Genomic DNA, 20864 nt, shown 5'->3' on the forward strand with positions numbered 1-20864 from the left:
ATCGGACCGACTTATCTAAACTGGCGTGAGGCAATAGTTGTTCCCTGCGCCCTCACGCATCGCTGCGAAGCGTTGTTCCAAATTGCCTGTCTGTGCCCCCAAGTTTCCCTTCGAAAGCTCACGCGTACGAAAACGGTCCGCCACCGTACCCAAGAACACGCACAACAACAGGATGTTATATAGCCGACATTCTTCAGTGGGACGGCAACGACTCGCTTCCTCACGTAAAGCGTACCCTTGAGTTTCGATGGCCCTTCCCGATCAATCGACAATGCAAAATCGGCTTCTGGCCCGCCTGCCTGATCAGGAATTCCGCAGCATCGCATCCATGCTTGAACCGATCGACCTCAGACAGGGATTTGTCGTCGTAGAGGCCAACAAGCCGATAGACCATGTCTATTTTCTCTGTTCGGGAATTGGCTCGGTGATTACGGTGTCGTCGGGTCGGCACCAGCCCGAGGCCGGCATGTTTGGCCGCGAAGGATTTTCGCCGACGTCTGCGGGTGTGGGCGGCACGATCAGTGTTCATGAAGTTCTCATGCAGGTCGCGGGGTGGGGTTACCGGATGAGCCTGGACGCTAATTTGACCGCGCTGTCGCGGAACCCCACATTTGCCAACCTGTTAGCACGGTTCATCCAAACGTTCGCTTCGCAGATCTCCTATACGGCGCTGTCCAATGTCAACTGTCAGATCGATACGAGGCTGGCGCGCTGGCTGCTCATGTCGCATGATCGTGTCGATGGCGACGAGATCGCGCTGACACATGATTTTATCTCGCTGATGCTCGGGGTCCGGCGGCCAAGCGTGACGACGGCGCTTCACGTTCTGGAAGGCAGGAAATTCATCCTCTCGGAGCGCGGCCGAATTACCATCCGGGACCGACGGGGGATGGAAGAATTTGCCGGCGATGCGTACGGCAAGCCGGAGGAGGAATATCGAAGGCTTATTGGCGACATCTAAGCCGATCCACTCGTATGCAGTCTAGAAAGCATGCCAATGCTCAGAATAGATCCTTCATCAGTCGGCGATACTCCGCTTCCGGCTTGCCGTAAGCGTCATGCGCAAAATCTTCCATCGCCGCTCTATTGCGAACGATTATATTTCCTCGTTCGGACCTGATGAACCCGTTGCCCTCAAGAACATGCAATGACGTCGTCACGCTGGGGCGTCGGACCGCCAGCATCAAGGAGATGAACTCGTGGGTAAGGCCAATCTCGTTGCCTTCCACACGGTCGTGACACATGAGCAACCAACGCGCCAGCCGCTCGGTAACGTCATGTATCGCATTTGAAATCGCCGTGTAGGTCAATTGGACGGAGAAGGCTTCGATCGAGCGGATCATCACCCTGACGAAATTGCGGTTGTCGTCCATCAGGCGCCGAAACTGGGCGTAAGTCATACGATAGGCCTCCGATTTTAGTTGGACGACCACATCATGCGGGCTGTCATCCGCGCGAGCGACCGCGGACGTTGGAACGTAACCGTCATAGCCAAAAATCCCTGCCTCGGCCCGGTTCCCCTCAGGCGTCGTTGCAATGATCGACCCGATACCCGACGTCAGGAAGTAGATATGGTCGATCGGGCGTCCCGCAGTTGCAAGGACCGTACCTCTTGCAAGTTCAATGTATTCAAGGTCGGTTGAGATCCCCGCGTAATCCGCTTCGGGAAGGATCTGCAAAAGTTTGTTGGTCATCTCCGACCTTCGCGGTAAAGCCATTGAAAATTTCCTCTACTCATACGGGTGGCCGGCACCAGGCCTACAGTGAATCTGAGCGAGACCCACATGACATCCGAAGGCCCTGCCGAAGAGGCGGATCAGCCGCACAGGATCCCTTCGGCGTTCCTTCAGCGTGCCTGCCCCGATCGAGGCGGGTTCGAGCTGCCAGCTCCTCCAACGCAAAGATTGCTGGAATTTTTCGGCCAATCGGCCGGAGGTGTGAAAGCGGTCATTTCTTTAGGAAAGGGTCTTGAAGTCCCGCCGAAACGCCGTGTCATCCTATCCCCGCCGGCGATTGGATTGCGCCCGAAGTGGTACATGGCCTGCCGACCACGGCTCCAATTGATTGGAGAAGCCAGCCGGCGGTACTCACAATCCCCGAGTTGCCCTGGAGCAACCTCCAGGGCGTCGCGGTCGCTGCGGTTGCAGCAAGGTTTACCAGGTCTGACGTCCATACCAATCGTCGATGTCTTTTCTGGTTTGATCCTTTTCGTAGCCGTAGCGCTCCTGGATCTTGCCCTCCAACTGATATCTCTTACCGGCGATCACGTCGAGATCATCGTCCGTGAGCTTCCCCCACTGTTCCTTGACCTTCCCTTTAACCTGCTTCCAGTTACCTTCAACTCGATTCCAGTCCATCACTCTTTCTCCTTGCTATCCTCAAAGAGAACGGCAAATTCCGCGAAGTGTTCCACGAAAGTTGGTCTTTTGGGATTGCGGTCTGGCTGAATGCGCGAGGCAGCCAGGTGTTTGCGAAAATCAGCGCCAGGAAGGCGTGCCGCCTGGATTGCGTTCTCGTTGGGTACAGATTGGAGCGCACAGGTCTTTATCATTAGCGGCTCGGATTTCAGTGCGCATGAGCCCGGCCTGGCAAGGCGACGGCGTCCGGGGGTTGATGTCACGAACGAATGATAGACCCACATTCACGAAACTTCGCAGGAAGTCGAAAAGATGCTGACAGACGATGCACCCTCGTGCACGAGGACGCCACATTCCCTTAGCTGCTGCTATCGAGTGAGAAGCGGTTTTCCGACCGCGTGGTCAGAACCAGCACTACAGCCAAAAGTGGAGGCCGTCACACAATGAGGCCCGCTATTCATAAATCGCTTCGGAAGTCATTCAGGGTCCATCGCAGCATCAGCAAACTGGTCAACGCAATGCTAGGACCATCGGGTCACAAATCGCCCCCTTCGCGGAGGACCACACTTCAGACTATTGCAATGTGCGAAAGCAATCCCGCAGGGCTCGTGATGAAGCTGTTCGCGCCCACAAAGTTGCGGAAAAAGCCGCCGCTTGTCGTCGTGCCTCACGGCTGCAATCAGACACCCGAAAGCCTGGACGCTGCCAGCGGGTTCTCTCGCTATGCGACCGAACGGGGCTTCGTTCTCCTGTATCCCCAACAGACAGGCAGCAACAATCCGAACGGCTGCTTCAACTGGTTTCGGCCGAGCGCTGTCGCCCGAGACCGCGGGGAAGTTCTGTCCATCAGGCAGATGATCGAGCAAGCATGTAGCCGCTACGGGGTCGATCGACGACGTGTATTCATTGTTGGGCTTTCCGCTGGGGGCGCCATGACCGCGGCGCTTGTCGCCCACTATCCGGCATTGTTTGCAGGCGCGGCAATTGTGGCGGGCATGCCGTTCGGCTCAGTCCGCGATGCAATGTCCGCCCTCCGGGCAATGAAATCCGGAGCACCAGTCCCTGTGGCCGGCTGGGGAAGCCTTGTAGAAGATCTGTCCGACCAAGGTTCGTCGTGGCCGCCCATGAGCATTTGGCAAGGAACTGGTGACAAGGTTGTCAATCCGCGCAACGCCGAAGCGAACGTCGCCCAATGGCTGGAAGCAGCGGGTATGGATCGAAGCCTTGGGCGGGTTGAAAGGAAGGCCTGGGGTGAACTTCACATCTGGGAGGTTGCAAAGAAGCGGAAGGTCTCCCTTTATTTGATTAGCGGCATGGGCCACGCGCTTCCGATCAAGACGCGCAGCAATGGCGCCTCCCGGCGCTTCCGAGATCCTTTCGTACGGTCAGCCGGCATTTCCGCCCCGGTCGAACTCATGCGGTTGTGGGGCCTGACACGCCTCTAGAGAGCTGGCTTGCAATGCGGAGGGCTCGCTCGCCTGAAATATCCGTCCCCATCGCTTTGGCCATCGCGGTGCCTGAGCGTCTTTCTTGTCAAACCCGAGCCTCGAAATAGATGCCCGCCTCTACCGCGGCCAGAAGAAACGCCGCGCGAGCTTGCGACGACGACACGCCGCCTTCCTCCGTCCCGACACACGCTTCCATTGCCCCGATATAGGCGACCCCGTCAGAAACCGGCCACCTTGAGATAAGCATGTCAAGCGCGTCTCCCACAGAGTTGATCGTGTGCAGTTTACCGTGTCGCTGGAGCGTCACTGTAACCCAGCCATTGCTTTCCATGCCATTCCCCAATTCAACTGACTTCCACCGGAGGAACAGCCTCGGCTCTCAATCGTTCCGGTTTTTTTCGCCCAGTCCGTGCGGTAAGACTTTTTAACCTCAACCACAGGGCGCGCTCCCCGACTGATCACAACGCTGTCGCGATGCGTGTCCTGCGATTCGGGTTTGCTCCCGGCCAAGGCGTGCTTAGCGTCACGACCGCTGCTTCATCACTTGCCGCAGGTTGGCTTGAATGCTGGAGGACCGGGTGACCAGCGCGGGCGCCTGTGCTAGGTCTTCGCAGACTTCGCGACAGGAAAAATTTCCGGCATGCCTCTGCAATTCGATATGTTTTCGGCCGAGCCCGCGTCTGCCGTAATGAAGACAGTCTCCGGACCGCGACCGGGGACGTCGCCCGCGGGAGCGATTGACGAGGCCGAAATGGCTGAACGGCTGACGGCAACGGGACGCTACCGGATATTGAGGAGGCTCGAGGCGCGCGCGATCGCGCAAACAATTCGCAGCGAGTTTCCGCTACGGGGTGTCATAGTCGACACCGAGACCACCGGGCTCAATCATCGGAAAGATGAAATCATCGAGATCGGTGTCATAGCCTTCAGTTTCGATGAAAGGGGTTTCATTGGCGATGTGGTCGGTGTTTACGGTGGACTGCAGCAACCAAGCAGTCCCATTCCCGCCGAAATTACCAGACTGACCGGGATTACGGATGAGATGGTGGCGGGCCAGGTCATCGATACGCGAGCACTTCGTCCACTTATAGAACCGGCGGACCTGGTCATTGCCCACAACGCCGGCTTCGATCGCCCATTCTGCGAGATGTTTTCGCCATTGTTCTCAGGAAAGGCGTGGGCCTGCTCCAACGCGGAGATAGACTGGGCCTCACGCGGATTCGAGGGAACGAAGCTCGGTTATCTGATCGGTCAAGCGGGCTTCTTTCACGAAGGCCATCGCGCCGTCGAGGATTGTTTTGCCTTGCTGGAAATCCTTGACCAAAGCCCTTCTTGCGGGTCTCCAACTCCATTTTCTGAGCTCTATGCGGCCAGCCAGCGCTCAAGGGTTCGCGTCTTCGCAGAGCATAGTCCCTTCGACATGAAGGATCACCTGAAGGCACGCGGATACCGCTGGTCCGACGGCAGTGACGGTCGGCCCAAGTCCTGGTGGATCGAGGTCGAGGAAACCGATCTTGAAGACGAGTTGCACTACCTTCGCGCCGAAATCTACCAGCATCCGGAGGCCGATCCGCCGACGCAGTTTCTAACGGCCTTCGACCGCTACCGTGCATAGTGCCAACGTCATCCCAACCCCGTGTCTCCGGCGCTCAAACCCCGGCACCAGACGTGAAGCGTCGTGTCACGCCTGCCTTAGCGGTGGGACGCTGTTCTAAAGAGGACGAGGCTGCGTCCAGGAAGGACATACGGATCACCCACCGGATCACCTGGGGCTGAATCCGCCGTGGTCAGGACCTCCACCCAGGCCCCCTCTGTCTCCGGTACTCTAAAGGGCACAGGCTCATGATGTGGATTGAACAGGATCAGGATATCGTCCCAGCCTTCCTCGTCGTCGTGATCGCGGGAGACACGAAGGCCGATGGCGTTGCTGCTGGCGTCTGCCCATTGCTCTTCGGTCTGCTCCCCGCCGGACGGATTGTACCACGTAACGACCATTCCATCCCGCCAGCTGTCGCGCCGGAAAATCGAGTGATCACGACGCAGGGCAATCAGGCGCCGCGTGAATTCCCGAAGATCTCCAGCACTGTCCGGCAGGTCGTGCCAGTGCACCCAGCTCAGTTCGCTGTCCTGGCAATAGCCGTTGTTGTTTCCCATCTGGCTGCGACCGAATTCGTCGCCGGCCAACAGCATCGGCACGCCATGAGAAAGGAACAGTGTCGCGAGGAAATTTCGCTTCTGCCGGTCGCGGACGGCGCTTATGTCCGCGTCGTCGGTTGGGCCTTCCACGCCGTAGTTGAAACTGCGGTTGTCGCTGTGGCCGTCCCTGTTGTCTTCCCCGTTCGCCTCATTATGTCTCTCGTTATAGGATACCAGGTCGTTGAGCGTAAAACCGTCATGTGCTGTGAGGAAGTTCACGCTGGCCCATGGCCGACGTCCGCGCAGATCGTAGACGTCACCCGAACCCAGAACGCGAGCGGCGAAATCCCTGGTGGTCCCGTCTTTGCTTCTCCAATAGTCGCGCACCGTATCGCGGTATTTGTCGTTCCACTCCGACCAGCCCGGCGGGAAGCCGCCGACCTGATAGCCGCCTGGGCCGATGTCCCACGGCTCCCCGACAAGCTTCAGGCGCGACAGGACCGGATCCTGCCCGACTGCGTCGAAAAAGCCCCCACGCTGGTCAAATCCCTCCGGCTCGCGGCCAAGAATGGTTCCGAGGTCGAAGCGAAAGCCATCGACATGCATCTCGTCAGCCCAGTAGCGCAGTGAATCCATCACCATCTGCAAAACGCGGGGATGAGACGTGTTCACCGTGTTGCCGGTTCCGGTATCGTTGATGTAGTAGCGGGCCTGGTCAGGCACGGTGCGGTAGTAAGAAAAGTTGTCGATCCCCTTGAAGGAAAGGGTGGGGCCAAGCTCGTTGCCTTCGGCCGTGTGATTATAGACAACGTCCAAAATGACTTCGATGCCACCATCATGAAAAGCACGAACCATGTCGCGAAAGCCTGCGATGCCATGAGGACCGTAGTAACGAGACGCAGGAGCGAAGAAAGCCAGGGTGTTGTATCCCCAGAAGTTCTTGAGGCCCCTGTCAAGCAAGTGTGCGTCGTCGGCAAACCAATGAACCGGCAGAAGCTCGATCGACGTTATGCCGAGACTTTTGACGTAGTCCACGATCTGTTTGGACCCAAGGCCTTCAAAGGTGCCTCGAAGGTTCTCGGGCAACGCTGGATGAAGTTGGGTAAAACCCTTCACGTGGGTTTCGTAGAAGACCGTCCTTGACCAGGGAATGTCCGGCCGCAAGTCACAAGTCCGGGCATGGTCGGCGGGATCGATGACCCGACATTTCGGCACGAAGGAAGCGCTGTCTGTCGTGTCGAAGGACAGATCTTTCTCGGCGCCATCGATAATATATGCGAACTGAGCCTGGCCCCAAGCAATATCGCCGACGAGTTCCCTGGCATAAGGATCGACGAGGAGCTTGTTGGGATTGAAACGATGGCCTCTCTCCGGATCATACGGCCCATGCACCCGGTAGCCATAGAGCGCCCCCGCCTTGAGGCCGGGAATATAGCCGTGCCACACCTCGTTGGTATATTCCGCAAGCTCGACGCGATCGATTTCCTCGGTTCCATCATCATTAAAAAGACAAAGGTCGACCCGCTCGGCATGAGCACTGAAGATCGCGAAGTTCACCCCGTCCTTGTCGGGTGTCGCACCGAGGCGAGAATAGTCTCCGGGTAGAACCCGGGTGGTTTTAGTTGGCATGATCCGCACCGCCAATGATTTGCCCTGGATGGAAACGCTTCAATCGTTGCCGCCTCTGAGCAAGCGGCACTTGCCCGTGCCTGCCACGGCCACCGTAAACCCGTGTGTCTGCAGATTGTTCCGCGACTGGATAGTTCACGCCAGTGCGAATTTCACATCGCGAACTGGTAGGCGTAAGCCAGGCGCGGGGATGTTCAAGCAAGTGGATGCGGCCTTACTGCAGGCAGCATCACAATCGTTAGGTTGTTCAGCGATCGATCGATCAACCGACCAAGCGAAGCCTAGCCTGGCTTGACCTCCGGCTCGCGTTCCCAAACCCGTAGCTTTCCGAGCCTTGAAACGAAGAATGAAGGGCCGTCGTCTCCGGAAAGTTCGACCATGCCCTCATCTGATGCCGCGGCAATCCCGGCCTTCTCAAGCAGTCGTGTCGCGGTGCTGTCGTAGCCGATGAACTTGCAGTGCTGGTAGGCGTCGGAGACGAAGTCTCGCGCAGCAGCCTCCTTGGCGAGGTCGTCAATCGCGTCTGCGGCCGAAAGAACAACCACGGCATCGAAAAGGACAGAGGGACCGCCATCGATCATGTGCGTGGCGTTGATAAAGCGTCCGTCAGAAAGGGTCACGCCGCCAACCCTCGGCGCAATAAGTTCGCAGGTCCCTTTTTCCTTTGTGACGGCATCCACGAGCCCGTCAAGCAGCTCGCCGTCTGCGCCGTCAGTGACAAGAATGCCCAGCTTCCTTCCTTCGAAACGCCCTGGACCCCGTTCGATAATACTGAGCGCCGGGGAGGGGGCAAGGTCCTGCCGGGTTGGCATCGCAGCCGGTGCAGGTTTCGGCATCGACCGTAGCCCAAGTTTGCGAGCGACAGCTGCCGCCAGCGTCTCGTCGATGTTCAAGAGGTGAGAGACCATCCTCTCTCGGATAGCCGACGTTTCGACCTTGCTGAGCTCGAAGGTCAACGCCGCCGCGATATGATGCTGTTCGTGCGGGGTCTGGCTGGTATAGAACTGTCTTGCCTGGCTGTAGTGATCGGCGAAGCTTTCCGCGCGAAGACGCACCTTGGTGCCTTCTTCCTGGGCGGGAAAGTGGCGGTAGCCTTGAACGGAGGACTCGCGCGGGCCAGCACCAAACGAGTTCGGCTGATAATTGACGCGTCCAACCGGGTTGCGCATCGCCATGTGCCCGTCCTGTTGGAAATGATGGAAGGGGCACTTCGGAGCGTTGATCGGCAGATGCGTGAAGTTGGGACCACCCAGCCGCTTCAGCTGCGTGTCGAGATAGGAGAAGTTACGGCCCTGGAGCAGTGGATCGTTACTGAAATCGATCCCAGGCGGTACGTTCTGCGTCATGAACGCGACCTGCTCCGTCTCCGCGAAAAAGTTGTCTGGCATGCGATCGAGCACCAGGCGGCCGATTGGCTGCGGGGGGAGAATTTCTTCCGGAATGATTTTTGTCGGGTCGAGAACGTCGAAGTCGAATTTGTCAGCGAAACGCTGGTCGAAAAGTTGAACGGCGAGTTCCCACTCGGGAAAGTTTCCCGACTGAATGGACTGCCAAAGGTCCCGGCGATGGAAATCTGGATCAGCACCGTTAATCTTGACGGCCTCGTTCCAGACCACCGACTGGAGGCCAAGCTTCGGCTTCCAATGGAATTTCACAAATGTCGACTCGTCCCGGGCATTGACGAAACGGAAGGTATGAACGCCGAACCCTTCCATGAACCGGAACGATCGCGGGATCGCCCGGTCCGACATGACCCACATGATCATATGCATGCTTTCCGGTGTCAGGCTGATGAAGTCCCAAAACGTGTCATGCGCCGACTGCGCTTGCGGAAAGTTCCGGTCCGGCTCGGGCTTCACGGAGTGGACCATGTCGGGAAACTTGATTGCATCCTGGATGAAAAACACTGGCATGTTGTTGCCAACGAGATCCCAGTTGCCTTCCCTGGTGTACATCTTGACCGCAAAACCACGCACGTCGCGGGCAAGGTCGAACGATCCCTTGCTGCCGGCCACCGTTGAGAATCTCACGAAAACGGGCGTCCGCTCACCCGCCCTCTGGAAGACGTCCGCGCGTGTGTAGGCGGCCAGCGATTCGTACGTCTCGAAGAAGCCGTGGGCACCATAGCCGCGTGCATGGACAACGCGCTCTGGGATCCTCTCATGATCGAAGTGGAAAATCTTCTCGCGAAAATGGAAGTCTTCGATCAAGGCCGGGCCGCGTGCACCAACCCGAAGCGTGTTCTGGTCATCCGCGACCGGGCTACCCTGGGCCGTCGTCAGCACATCGTGCCCGTCTTCAGCGAACTGATGGAGCTCGCCTCCGTTGCCGCGATGGAGCTGTTCATCGTGAATCTTGACGCTGCTTGATTTCTGAGCGGAGTTTGTGGGTCGCTTGGTCATCGCTGTTTCCCCGTGTTATTAAAACTGCCAATGGTGGAAAGGCCGCGCTAGGCGGCCTTTCAGGCAATACGCAGCTTCAGGCTGCCTTGCTCTTGCCCTTGACGTTCGCCTGTGCCTCGGCAAGCTGGGTGAGTTTCTTGTCGGTCGCTTCCTCCTCGGCGAGTGTCGCCTTCAGAAGGGGAACGGCATCGTTAAGACCAAGCTGGTTGGCCCAGGCTATCAGCGTCCCGTAGCGTGCGATCTCGTAGTGCTCCACGGCCTGGGCGGCGGAGATCAAGCCGGCGTCCAGAGCTGGCGACCCCTTGAACTCCTCCATGATTTCCTCGCCTTCGGCGATAATGCCCTGGATAGCTTCACAGGTCTTGCCGCGGGCAGGCTTTCCGATCAATTCAAAGACCTGCTCCAGGCGCTCCACGTGCCCCTGGGTCTCGTCACGATGTTGTAAAAAGCCTGCTTTTCCTTCATCTGATTGGGTGGCCCGGGCCATCTTCGGCAGGGCCTTCAGGATCTGCTTTTCAGCGTAGTAGATGTCCTTGAGAGTATCGAAAAACAGGTCGTTAAGAGTTTTTGTCGTTGCCATGGTGTCCTCCTCTGGCAGTGCGTCAATCTGTTAGTTGTGGCCTTCGTTGGCCCCAAGCGCGTGATGCCGATCTTTCCAAGAGCGACGCAGAACAAACCTCCACGCCCTCGGATTGTTCCGGTCCACGAGCGTACCGAACAGGTTCATCCCCCAGATGTCGGGTGAACGATCTTATGCCTCGGCGTCGGTTGCGACCTGGCCGTCACGTAACGCATCCCAGCGACGCCATATGGAGTGCTGCCGGCGCCACGCATGGTACTTCATGGAATTCGGTCAGCCCGTAAATGGAGAGACGCATCGAACGCATGGAACCACGGGGCAGCCTGGAGGTTTCCTTTTAATCATCAGCAGGAGGTTTTCATGTCCAATGTCAGCCGAGCAGGCGATAGCCCTATCAACAACGCCACCAGCAAAACGCACTTCGGAGATTCGGTCGAGAGCCAGGCTCAGATTTCCGATGCAGCAGTCCGTGGTGCCAATGGCCCTTCGCAAGAACGACTGAACGTATATCGGCTCGAACCGATTGCATCGGATTCCGATCTACGCTGGGACAACGCGCCCAGCCACGGCATCGTCGTTGTAGCGGCTCGAACAGCCGGGGATGCGCGGATTGTGGCCGCAGCGCGCGAACTCGATTTCATGGAGATCGACGCAGCTCCGGCGGAGGATGTCACCACCTTCAACGCCAGCGCCTTCAGGGACGACAAGCTCTACACGGTCATCGAAATCGAGCATGGACGGCGCGATCTGTCGCGTGGGGTCGTCGAGGGCGCCATATCGGTTGGCACCGTAAAGCCCGTGCAGGTCTAGGATCGCGTGCGACTTTCAACAGGAGGATCTCATGGACGAGCTCAAGACTGAAGCGGCCAGGATGGCCGAGGAATATCTGCGATTGGGAGGCACGCGGCGCGCCAAGATCGACGACAACCTTGTCAGCGTCAGAAAGTGGGATGACGAGCCAGCCGAAGCTCAGGCGTTCTGGGACGAAATGGTTGAACCCCTTTCCAAGGAACGCCAGGACGAAATCGTCACCCTGCTCCCGACCATCAACACCCCCTGAATCGTTGGCGCGCGCTTGCGTGTTAACGGCTTTCAATGTGGGGTTTTCATGTGCGCGTGACGCTACGCTGTCGGTCTTTGCAGCGAAACCGGTCAACCAGTGCAGCCGTTCCTTGGGCATGCCTGCCGATAGCAACAGACTTCGGGGAACCAGTGCGTTACGCGCGAGTTATCGCGTCATGAACCAGGTGGTCGGTATAGAAGCTGTGGCATCCTTCAAGGGCGAAGCGGGCACCACGTCCGGTCTCGTATACATCTCCGGGCTCGAGACAGGAATAACGCGCAAGCGTAGCAGGAGGGGCTTCCTTTACTACGGGCAAGACGGTCGTCGCATAAGCGACGCTAGCGAGATCGCCCGCCTCAACGCGCTGGCGATACCGCCCGCCTATGAGAATGTGGTGATCTCGTCCAACCCCTGTTCCCATCTACAGGCTGTCGGAACGGATGCTCGAGGTCGGCGTCAATACCGATATCATGCGGATTGGCACGAGCAACGAGGCCGTGAAAAATTCGACCGGTTGACCGATTTCGCCCGGCTCCTGCCTGATATCCGCGAGCGTGTGGATGCCGATTTACGATCTCGCGGTCTGACAATGGACAAGGCGCTGGCAACGGTCGTGTGGATGCTCGACAACCTCTACATCCGCATTGGCAACACGCACTACGCACAGGCAAACGGCTCGTACGGACTGACAACGTTGAGAGGTCGCCACGTGAAGATTGAAGGCGACCGCGTCAAGTTTCGCTTCAAGGGGAAGTCCGGCAAGGAATGGAACCTCATCCATAGCGACAGGCGGATTGCCAATGTCGTGCGCAAACTCCAGGAGCTACCCGGACAGTTGCTCTTCCAGTACGTGTGCGACGACGGAACGCGCCGGGAGGTCAGGTCGCAGGACGTCAACGCCTATATCCGAGAGATAGCCGGTGGGGAGTTCACATCGCGGCCGTTCAGGACGTGGGGAGCAACATGCCTGGCCGTCGAGGCCTTGGCCGCGACACCAGTGGCTTCTTCGGAGCGGGATATTGCCCGGCAGATCAATACCGCGATAGACCTCGTTGCCGCAAAACTCGTGAATACCCGGTCTGTATGCCGGTCATCCTACATCCACCCGGCGGTATTCGAAGACTTTAGAGCCGGAACTCTAGGCGACATTCTCACCATACGGACCAGAAGCGAGCGCCTTCTTCAATGGATGGACGAAGAGGAGATCCGGGTCTTCCGCTGGCTTAGCATGCGCAAATGATGCTTGGCGGTTCCAGACTTTGTACCGGGCTACCTGGAAGAGGCGAGGTCGAGACAGGTTGGGCGCTCGACTGCCGTTGCGTCGGCGACGGCGGGAAACCGGAAAAACCGCAATGTTCACCATCCCTGTCGCGTCCGGTTGACACCATCCGCACTCACCAAGTGAAATGCCGCCGGAGTCGGGTGGTTCCTCCCTAGGGGCGGCGGTGAAGCAGCCGAGTTTTATCCCCGCCACGTTCTCGTCCTGAAAAAACATCCTTGACTGCGCAATACCTGTGGAACGCCGACGCGAATACTCGTATCCGAAACTGCGCGCCGGCCGCCAGTCGATGCAGTGACTATGCCCATACGCCGGGGCTTGTCGCCCCCAGCGATCGGCACCCGCGCCGGCTTGAGCAGGTAAGTCTGTTCACGGCTCGGTACAAAATGTGAGATCGGTCAAAGCAGCCAAGGCATTTGGCGCATTGGCAGGCGCAGCGACTACTTCCCCCTGCCTTGCCGATTTCCTTCGATGCGGCGGATGAAGGATGAACCTCCCGCCTGCTTGAGCGTTGAGTGATCAGAGCCAAGCGCACGGGCTGTCGATCATCCCATTTTTTAGAGGAAATGAACATGGCGCAAAACGCTTTCCCTTCCGAGAGCTTCACGAACAAAATCGAAGCTTCAAACGCGGGTCAGCAGGGACTGAACGTCATTCCGCCTGTCAGCCCGGTGCCGCTCGACTACCCCGTCGAGAATTTCGGTCATCATCAATCGCTGGATGATCTTCGCGATGAGGTCGCTCTTCTACAGACCCGGATCGCGACCTTGCAGTCTCGAACCTCCGGAATTGCGCGCGCGGCGGCCAGGCGCGCGGACGCAAGCGCCTATGCGCAACTTGGGCATCATCCGTGGCTGAAGCTTGCCGCAGCGATGGGCGCAACCTTTGTCGTTAGCCGGGCCCTCAGGCGGCTTCCTTTCGGAGCACTGGTGTCTGCGGCAACGCCCGTCCTTGCCATGCTGGCCCGCTCTGGCAGAGGCCATCGATAAGACCCAGCGGCGTCACCCGTCGGGGTGCTCTCCGGCCGGCGGGCCTTCCTGGGATATGCGATCTCTCGCCACCTGGCAGCAAATGACGCGAACGGCACAACCCACTATGCAACATCAATGTTGATCCCTTGAATGGAAGGAGAAGATCATGTCACCGAAATCCACAGCGGCAAAGCAGCGTGAGATCCAGTCACAGGTCCAAGAAGCCGACCGAAAAGACGACAAGGAGCGGTCAGGGGCTATGCAGGCCGGTGCACGCATATACTCGGCTCCACCATTTCCCACACGGTCCATCAGGACAAGCCGGGGTCCGAGAAAGATCTACCTCTCGCTCCCATGTGCGACGCACCGTTTTACAGCGGTTCGGGTAAGTTGAAGGACAAGGTGTTGATTACCGGCGGCGATTCTGGAATTGGCACGCTCCGTGGCGATCCTTTTTGCGCGCGAGGGCGCTGATGTAGAAATCGTCCATCTCGATGAAAACCGCGACGCGGAAGACACCAGAACCGCGGTCAGGAAGGAGGCAGGGACTGCCTCGTCATTCGCGGCGATGTCAAGGATAGCGCCTTTTGCAAGACGGCCGTGGAAAAGACGATCGCACAATTCGGCCGCATCGACATTGTCGTCAACAACGCTGCCTTCCAGGTTCATACCCACGATATCGAGGATCTCAGCAACGAGCATTTCGACGAGACGTTCAAGACCAATCTATACGGGTACTTCTATATGGCAAAGGCGGCCATTCCTCATCTCACAAACGGCTCGGCGATCATCAACACGGGCTCGGTCACTGGCCTGGAGGGCTCGAAAGAACTTCTGGATTATTCGATGACCAAGGGTGGTATACACGCTTTCAAGAGCGGAATTATGTAGCAACTGCCACCAGTTTAAGTGTGCATGTATATGTCTGGGTGAAGGTGGGTGATCGCGGAGACTATCGGCGGCCGCACTCGAGAAGCGTTAATCGTGAAAACGAGACTTGGCCTGCCCGGGTTCCAATCTCCTATTTTTTGCTCGCCCATGCTGTAGTTTGTGGGCGTGGCGGCGGTGGTGCTTTTGCCAGTTCCTCAATAAAGAGTGCAAGCGGCCGGATATTCTCGTTCTGGCTGGCTTCCTCAAGACATGACATGTACCTGTCGCGTTGATCGACAGGTACGACCGTCCAGGGTAGTCCGGCTTCAGCCAGCAGTGCATTCATGAGGAAGCGACCTGAGCGTCCCTTTCCATCTGGAAAGGGGTGAATGTAGGTGAAGAGGAAAGGGGCAACAATAGCCTTGGCCCGTGAATCGGGTTCATCCTCGATGCACTCGAACAGAGCGTCCATGGCATCAGCTATCGCATGCGGTGGGAGGGGGACATGAGTGGAACCCCGCAGATACACGTTGTGACCCCTATAACCCGCGAGCTTGTACGCGTCTATGATGCCAGCCTGCACTGATGGCTGAAACATCGCCCTGAACCAGTCCTGATGTCGGTGCGACAGAAGAGGTCCCGATGGTTCTCCCTCAAGGATCGACCGGATATCCTTCCTCACCTCTTCGTACGCGAGGCGGTAGCCTTTCGCAGCCAAGGCGTTCCGGGCATCGGCATCTCCTGCGTGCTCTTCGGGGTTCCAGGCGCCCGACTGAACCCTCTCGATGAGTTCTTCCGACACCTGATAGCCTTCGATTGAAAGGGAATTCAGCGCATCCGCGACATATCGCTCTTCGATCTCCTCCATGTACGCGTCGATGTCGTTGAACCGCGTGCCTCCTATATCGATGCTGTCCAGAGCATCCCGGCTCATTTTCGCCCACAGATTCTTGATGCGGGTGGCCGCAGGTGCCGCCGCTCTTCGTTCGTCGAGCACAGCGTGGCCACTGTCGTCAAATGGGTCGTCTTCGTGAACGACATATCCGGCCGCGCTCATCGTTGACAGGATGCTATCGGCGTCGCGGATCCTTCCAAGATGGCGCAGGGCACCGGCTATCCTTCCGGCCATGGTGGTTCTTGCGCTGGAAAGGAGAACGCGAAGAAGCGATGCAGAACCGCGAATAGACCCCATGACGGCGATCATGTCGGTCCGTATTGCGGTCCAGCTATTCTTTGCACTGTTGACGATCGCCTCTTCCTTGGTAAGCACCCGGACGCCATTGTGAACGATAGATTGGTCGGGTTGTGGAACCCGTAACAAGTAAAGGGACGTCCCGCCCGGCATTGGAAGAACCTGATTATTGGCTGCAGGACTGCGAACGACAATCTGCGGCGCGACAGACCAGTTTTCTGCCCATAAAGTCACCGACGTTTCCGGCGAGAAGCACCAATCGTTTCCGAAGCGATCGTTAAGATAGCTTCGCACGAATTCCCAGTAGACGGTGCTCCACTCGGAGTCGATCCGACGCCTATCGGAAGGTCGGGAATTGACCGCGAGCCACCTGCGCATTATCTCTTCCACAAACCCCGCCTTGGCGAGACGCTCGCGATGAACCCTGCTCAAAAGGTCGCTCTTCAGAACTGATCGAGCCCCTTGTTCGGTTACACCTCGAAGCTCGCGAAGCGATGAGGCGAGCAGTTCATTTGGCGGGCGTCCTGACATTTCGTGAATCCTGCAGACGCAACGACCGCACTAATCCGTTGCTTTTCGACAACACTAATTAGGTGTATTTGCAACGCACTAATTAGACGCGTGGATCAGGAGGCTCAGTAGCTGCAAACCTCCGCGAAGACCGCTCTCTGCCTGCTTTTTAACAGACAGGAAGTCGGTTGGCAGTTACCACCTAATTCCGCACAAGAGCCTTGTCCGGCCAACTAGTGACCCGAGGCATTCGTGTCAATTCGGTGGCAGCCAGGGCCAGTCTGGACGCCGCACAATCCTTCGGACAAGGAGCCCGTCGACGTTGAACAGTTCGGGAGCCAAATTCCGATGAAGCGAGCGGCTCAATCCGAAGAGATTGCACCCGCCTGCGTTTTTCTCGCGTCTCCTCGGATGTCTAGCTGCATCACAGGCAAAATTCTGCCCATCTTCGGCGCGGCTATTGATTGAGAAAACGTACGACTGGGGATGCGCCGTGCCACTCCCCCGCGGGCGTACGAACAGACACCGTACGAGACCAGCGCGCTGTTCGCCTCCGATGAGGTCGCCGAACCGGTTTGGCGAGGTGGCGCCGCCGTCCTGCTCCAGATATCGGCGAATATTGCTTTTGCATTTCCACCGAGGGATCTGGCAGTCAGTGCGGCATGAGATTCGCATCCTTGACCGCTACCATAAAGCGCTTTCGAGCCTCTTCGGCGGTGACCCTACCGGCGAGCGCTCCACGGCAGGCGGTGCGGGCGGCGACGAAGCTGGCTGCCGCCATGTCGGGCCAGCCGTCCGAGAGGCATATCACCGCCTCGAAGGGGCCTGTAACGACAATATTCTCCCGCCGCCCGGACGTCAGTTCGACCGGCTGATCCCATTTCTCGATAGGCATGTCTCGTTCCTCCCTTTGGCGCGCAACATCTAAACGCCATCCACGACCGGCGGTTCCGTCGTCCCCGTGCCTATTCTCGTCCCCCTATTTCATCAGGCGGAACCTTTGACAGGCCGTGTACGCCGCCTTGAAAAAGGCGCCATTCCTTCCATCGCGAAGTGCTTGTGTAGGGAACGGAATCTCCGGTTGCGCGTTGTTCGCGCACGAAAAGGAGGCGCGGTATTCATGACGATCTTTCAAGTGACGGGCAAACAGCAAAGAGGTGCGGGCGGTACCGGTTACCTTGCCGCCGCGAAGCGCACAACAGCGCTGGACAGGTGTTCGTCTGGCCCTGCGATTATCGTCGAAGGGCGCAATGCCTGGAGCAGGGCGAAAGCTCCCCATGCGTCGTTTCTGATTGACGGGTCGTCCTATTTCTCCGCGGTCGACGCGGCGGTGCGCGAGGCCCGCCACACAATCTGGATCGTCGGGTGGGACTTCAATCCGGATATTCGCCTGCGACCGCGCGTGAGTTCGGAAACACTGGGTGAGCTACTGATCTCTGTCGCCGAGGCGCGACCAGACCTGCAAATCAGGATCCTGGTGTGGGGGATGGGCCCCATCTACTCGGGAAAATCGTTCAGCCTCTTCCGCGAAAACGCGCTCTCGATCCATCCTCAGATCAGTTTGCGGTTTGACCTCAAGCATCCGATACGGGGATGCCATCACCAGAAGCTGGTTGCTATCGATGACAGCATTGCGTTTCTCGGCGGTATCGACCTCACGGCGCGGCGCTGGGACGAGCCCGATCACCGCGCAGACAATCCCCTAAGGGTCGCTCCAAATGGATCGCCCTACGGACCGGTCCACGACATTCAGGCGGTCGTCTCAGGTGAGGCGGCGCGCCTTGTTGGAGACGTCGCGCGTCGCCGATGGAAGCATGCAACCCGTGAAGTGGTCGAACGGTCGCCACGACACTTGATCTGGCCCCGTTCGGTTTCGCCGGATCTGCATGACGCTGATGTTGCGGTTGCCCTCACCGAACCTGGCTTTTTCGGCAAGCGCGGACGGCATGAAGCAATTCGCCTGACCCGCGACGCCATCCGCTCAGCGCGCCAATCCATTTATATCGAGACGCAATATCTTGCTTCCTTCAGCGTCGCGCGAACGATTGCTCGTCGGCTGAAGGAAGCTGACGGTCTCGAAATCGTCATCCTGGTCACCCGGAGTTCCCATGGGCTGATCGAGAAGCTGACAATGGGCGGTAATCGAGATCGGGTCATTCGACGATTGAAACGAATGGATCGCCACGGAAAACTACGGGTCTTTTATGCCGCGACGTCAGGCTTGAACGGCGGCGAGCAGGAGATCACGGTTCATTCCAAGGTCATCATCATCGACGACAGGTTCATCCGAATTGGCTCGTCGAACCTGAATAATCGATCGGAAGGCCTGGACACGGAATGTGACCTGGCAGTCGAGGCTCGTGACGAGACCCAACGAACGGCAATCGCGTCGCTTCGAAACAAGCTTCTGGCTGAACATCTCGGCAGCTCGCCCGAGGTGGTTGCGCAAACGCTTTCGGAACATGGCTCCATGATTTCCTGCGTAGACGCTCTCAACGTTGGGTCTCGGGGCTTGCGCGATTTCTCGATCAATCTTGCTGCCGGCGAGATCTCCCCGATGCCGGGAACTTCCCTCGTTGATCCGAAAATGCCCTTTTACCCCCTACGCCGTTTGCGGCCGGTGTTTTCGAGCCTCAGAACGACCCTTGGCGCGATCTTCTGATGTCGGGCGACCGCGGAGGCTAAGCTCGGTGACGGCCAGACTGACAAGGCCGAACGCAAGCGGCGCCAAGAAGTAGATTGCGCGAAAGGCGACCAGCGCGCCAATGGACGCTTCGCCCGGCAAAATGTGTGACACCGTGGCTTCGAGGACACCCAAGCCTCCAGGCACGTGGGTCAGTATTACCGCTGCGTTTGCAAGGACGAAAGCCGTCGCCACGCTCAACAAGCTCACTTGCGCGTGCGCTGAAATGAGTTGATGCAGGCACGCCGATACAAAGACAAAATTGAGTGTCCCCAATAATATCTGCGCCACAGCGATAGACAGGCGGGGCATGTGAAAATGCCAGCGCCAGATGGAGAGCGGCTTCTTTGCGGTGGTCGACAGTATCAAATAGACAATTGCCACTGCCGCGCATCCGAAGCCCAGCAGAAAGGTGCTTTTCCTATCGAGACCCAAGGCCTTGCCTGCATCGACAGGGTTCGCCAGCAAGGTTATCGCCGAGAGCACGATCAGCCCCAATCCCACGGTCACCCCGCAAAGCAGGACGACCTTTGCGATCTCCTCGGAATTCAGGCCCCATCGTCTGTAAAACCGGTAGCGCACCGCGCCGCTACTGAGGGCTGCCATTCCTAAACTGTGTCCGATCGACAAGGCAGTGAACGAGGTTATCGCGGCTCGGTGGTAGGCGAGCGGCTTGCCCGCGTATCGCAAGCCTAGCCAATCGAAGCCGGTCAGGCAAAGATAGGATGCTGCTGCAAATGCACCGCTTTTCAGAAGCCTTTCTGCGGGAATACCACCGATCGACGCAATGATGTCGGCCATCGAGTATTGGTGGAAGACCTTGTTCAGCAGGTATCCAGCCAAGATGAGCGTCCCGAGGAAAATAAGGTTGATCAAAATGCGTCTTGCGCTCATGCGACCTCCGTCCTAGCCGAATTGGCCTCGGCTTTGGAACGAAACAGCCGTGCATCCAGTTCCCCGAGCATGACCATAAAAGCAATGGAAAGCGCTGTGGGCTCGCGGCGCGTTACGGTTTTGACCTATAATGTGCACAGCTGCGTCGGCGCTGATCGGAAGGCAGATCCTCACCGCATCGCCGACGTGATTGCGGCGACCGGCGCTGACATTGTCGCCTTGCAGGAGCTTGACGTCGGGCGCCAGCGGACGGGCGGGATCGACCAGGCGAATGTCATCGCGTCGCTTCTAAAAATGGAGGCGCATTTCCATCCAGCGCTTCACGTCGTCGAGGAAAAATACGGCGACGCGATCATGACGGCTCTCCCGACCAGATTGATGAACGCAGGACCCTTGCCGTCCCTGGGCGAGCAGCGCGGGGCCCTCTGGGTTCAGGTGGAGCTTGGCAGTCAGAGATTGAACGTCTTGAACACGCATCTAGGGCTGCGAAGCTTTGATCGCGCCGCGCAGATTGAAGCCTTGCTGGGAGATGACTGGATTAGAAATAGCGAGTTTCACGGACATCCCTCGATCGTCTGTGGTGACTTCAACGCAGTCCCCTCATCGCTGGTCTACAAGACGCTTGGCCAATGCTTTCGCGACGCCCAGCTCTTAACAGGGAAAAAGGCGGGGAAGACCTTTCCGTCGCGTTTTCCCATGGTACGCCTCGACCATATTTTCGTTTCGCCGGACTTGGACGTGGCCCGGTGCGAAGTCGTCAATACCCCGAACTCCGCTCGCGCGTCAGACCACCTTCCGTTGCTCGCCGAGGTTCTTCTGGCCGGCTAAACTGCGTCATGGCCATCGGCAT

The 20864-nt window shown here is 58.1% G+C and carries 18 protein-coding genes and 2 pseudogenes; 11 read left to right on the top strand and 9 right to left on the bottom strand.

Annotation, left to right across the window (positions count from 1 at the left end):
- Positions 1-247: 247 nt before the first annotated feature.
- The gene (locus A6U87_RS12840) at positions 248-961 is read left to right on the top strand and encodes a Crp/Fnr family transcriptional regulator (RefSeq protein ID WP_065691660.1); all 714 of its coding nucleotides are present in this window, start codon (positions 248-250) and stop codon (positions 959-961) included.
- 40 nt (positions 962-1001) lie between these two features.
- Here the strand turns inward: A6U87_RS12840 and A6U87_RS12845 are convergent, their stop codons facing one another.
- On the bottom strand, positions 1002-1718 hold the full coding sequence (locus tag A6U87_RS12845; protein ID WP_065691661.1) for a Crp/Fnr family transcriptional regulator: 717 nt from the start codon (positions 1716-1718) through the stop codon (positions 1002-1004).
- Positions 1719-2153: 435 nt separating this feature from the next.
- Entirely contained in the window at positions 2154-2357 is a 204-nt protein-coding gene (locus A6U87_RS12850; RefSeq protein WP_065691662.1) for a CsbD family protein, read from the bottom strand.
- Between the two features lie 611 nt (positions 2358-2968).
- On the opposite strand from A6U87_RS12850, the gene A6U87_RS12860 reads away from it, so the two are divergent.
- Positions 2969-3802 (top strand): PHB depolymerase family esterase, encoded by an 834-nt coding sequence (locus tag A6U87_RS12860; RefSeq protein ID WP_342587897.1) that lies wholly within the window; start codon positions 2969-2971, stop codon positions 3800-3802.
- A gap of 88 nt (positions 3803-3890) precedes the next feature.
- Here the strand turns inward: A6U87_RS12860 and A6U87_RS12865 are convergent, their stop codons facing one another.
- The gene (locus A6U87_RS12865; RefSeq protein WP_065691665.1) at positions 3891-4136 is read right to left on the bottom strand and encodes a DUF982 domain-containing protein; all 246 of its coding nucleotides are present in this window, start codon (positions 4134-4136) and stop codon (positions 3891-3893) included.
- A gap of 357 nt (positions 4137-4493) precedes the next feature.
- Here A6U87_RS12865 and A6U87_RS12870 point away from each other — a divergent pair, with 357 nt between their 5' ends.
- Entirely contained in the window at positions 4494-5420 is a 927-nt protein-coding gene (locus tag A6U87_RS12870) for a 3'-5' exonuclease (protein ID WP_244499507.1), read from the top strand.
- Between the two features lie 77 nt (positions 5421-5497).
- Here the strand turns inward: A6U87_RS12870 and glgX are convergent, their stop codons facing one another.
- The 3 genes from glgX to A6U87_RS12885 form a co-directional block, all read right to left on the bottom strand.
- A complete protein-coding gene (glgX, locus tag A6U87_RS12875) occupies positions 5498-7570 on the bottom strand; it encodes a glycogen debranching protein GlgX (RefSeq protein WP_065692190.1) in 2073 nt (690 codons plus the stop codon).
- Positions 7571-7851: 281 nt separating this feature from the next.
- Entirely contained in the window at positions 7852-9972 is a 2121-nt protein-coding gene (locus A6U87_RS12880; RefSeq protein ID WP_065691667.1) for a catalase, read from the bottom strand.
- 76 nt (positions 9973-10048) lie between these two features.
- Positions 10049-10552 carry a ferritin-like domain-containing protein gene (locus tag A6U87_RS12885; RefSeq protein WP_065691668.1) on the bottom strand — a complete coding sequence of 168 codons (504 nt, stop codon included), beginning with the start codon at positions 10550-10552 and terminating at the stop codon, positions 10049-10051.
- A gap of 360 nt (positions 10553-10912) precedes the next feature.
- On the opposite strand from A6U87_RS12885, the gene A6U87_RS12890 reads away from it, so the two are divergent.
- From A6U87_RS12890 to A6U87_RS12910, 5 genes and pseudogenes are all read left to right on the top strand, one after another.
- Positions 10913-11362 carry a hypothetical protein gene (locus A6U87_RS12890; protein ID WP_065691669.1) on the top strand — a complete coding sequence of 150 codons (450 nt, stop codon included), beginning with the start codon at positions 10913-10915 and terminating at the stop codon, positions 11360-11362.
- A gap of 31 nt (positions 11363-11393) precedes the next feature.
- Complete coding sequence (locus A6U87_RS12895) at positions 11394-11612, top strand: hypothetical protein (protein ID WP_065691670.1); 219 nt, start codon at positions 11394-11396, stop codon at positions 11610-11612.
- Between the two features lie 178 nt (positions 11613-11790).
- Positions 11791-12855, top strand: coding sequence for a DNA topoisomerase IB (locus A6U87_RS12900; protein WP_065691671.1), 1065 nt, complete (start codon positions 11791-11793; stop codon positions 12853-12855).
- Between the two features lie 611 nt (positions 12856-13466).
- A complete protein-coding gene (locus tag A6U87_RS12905; RefSeq protein ID WP_065691672.1) occupies positions 13467-13883 on the top strand; it encodes a hypothetical protein in 417 nt (138 codons plus the stop codon).
- A gap of 148 nt (positions 13884-14031) precedes the next feature.
- Positions 14032-14738 (top strand): annotated as a pseudogene (locus A6U87_RS12910) (SDR family NAD(P)-dependent oxidoreductase); the annotation flags it as partial.
- A 148-nt stretch (positions 14739-14886) separates the two neighbouring features.
- Here the strand turns inward: A6U87_RS12910 and A6U87_RS12915 are convergent.
- Positions 14887-16458, bottom strand: a complete 1572-nt coding sequence (locus tag A6U87_RS12915; protein ID WP_065691673.1) for a Fic family protein — start codon at positions 16456-16458, stop codon at positions 14887-14889.
- A gap of 191 nt (positions 16459-16649) precedes the next feature.
- On the opposite strand from A6U87_RS12915, the pseudogene A6U87_RS29275 reads away from it, so the two are divergent.
- Positions 16650-16905, top strand: a pseudogene (locus A6U87_RS29275) (SDR family oxidoreductase); the annotation flags it as partial.
- 184 nt (positions 16906-17089) lie between these two features.
- Here the strand turns inward: A6U87_RS29275 and A6U87_RS12925 are convergent.
- Positions 17090-17332 carry a DUF982 domain-containing protein gene (locus tag A6U87_RS12925; RefSeq protein WP_065691675.1) on the bottom strand — a complete coding sequence of 81 codons (243 nt, stop codon included), beginning with the start codon at positions 17330-17332 and terminating at the stop codon, positions 17090-17092.
- Between the two features lie 225 nt (positions 17333-17557).
- Between A6U87_RS12925 and A6U87_RS12930 the strand changes: the two genes are divergently transcribed.
- Positions 17558-19099 carry a phospholipase D-like domain-containing protein gene (locus A6U87_RS12930; RefSeq protein WP_065691676.1) on the top strand — a complete coding sequence of 514 codons (1542 nt, stop codon included), beginning with the start codon at positions 17558-17560 and terminating at the stop codon, positions 19097-19099.
- On the opposite strand, the gene A6U87_RS12935 is transcribed toward A6U87_RS12930, so the two are convergent.
- Positions 19040-20014, bottom strand: coding sequence for a lysylphosphatidylglycerol synthase domain-containing protein (locus tag A6U87_RS12935; RefSeq protein ID WP_065691677.1), 975 nt, complete (start codon positions 20012-20014; stop codon positions 19040-19042). The two genes, A6U87_RS12930 and A6U87_RS12935, sit on opposite strands and share 60 nt — an antisense overlap.
- Before the next feature lie 96 nt (positions 20015-20110).
- Here A6U87_RS12935 and A6U87_RS12940 point away from each other — a divergent pair, with 96 nt between their 5' ends.
- Complete coding sequence (locus A6U87_RS12940; protein WP_141683960.1) at positions 20111-20842, top strand: endonuclease/exonuclease/phosphatase family protein; 732 nt, start codon at positions 20111-20113, stop codon at positions 20840-20842.
- Positions 20843-20864: the final 22 nt, after the last annotated feature.

It is taken from the genome of Rhizobium sp. AC44/96, assembly GCF_001692185.1.
Taxonomy (GTDB): domain Bacteria; phylum Pseudomonadota; class Alphaproteobacteria; order Rhizobiales; family Rhizobiaceae; genus Rhizobium.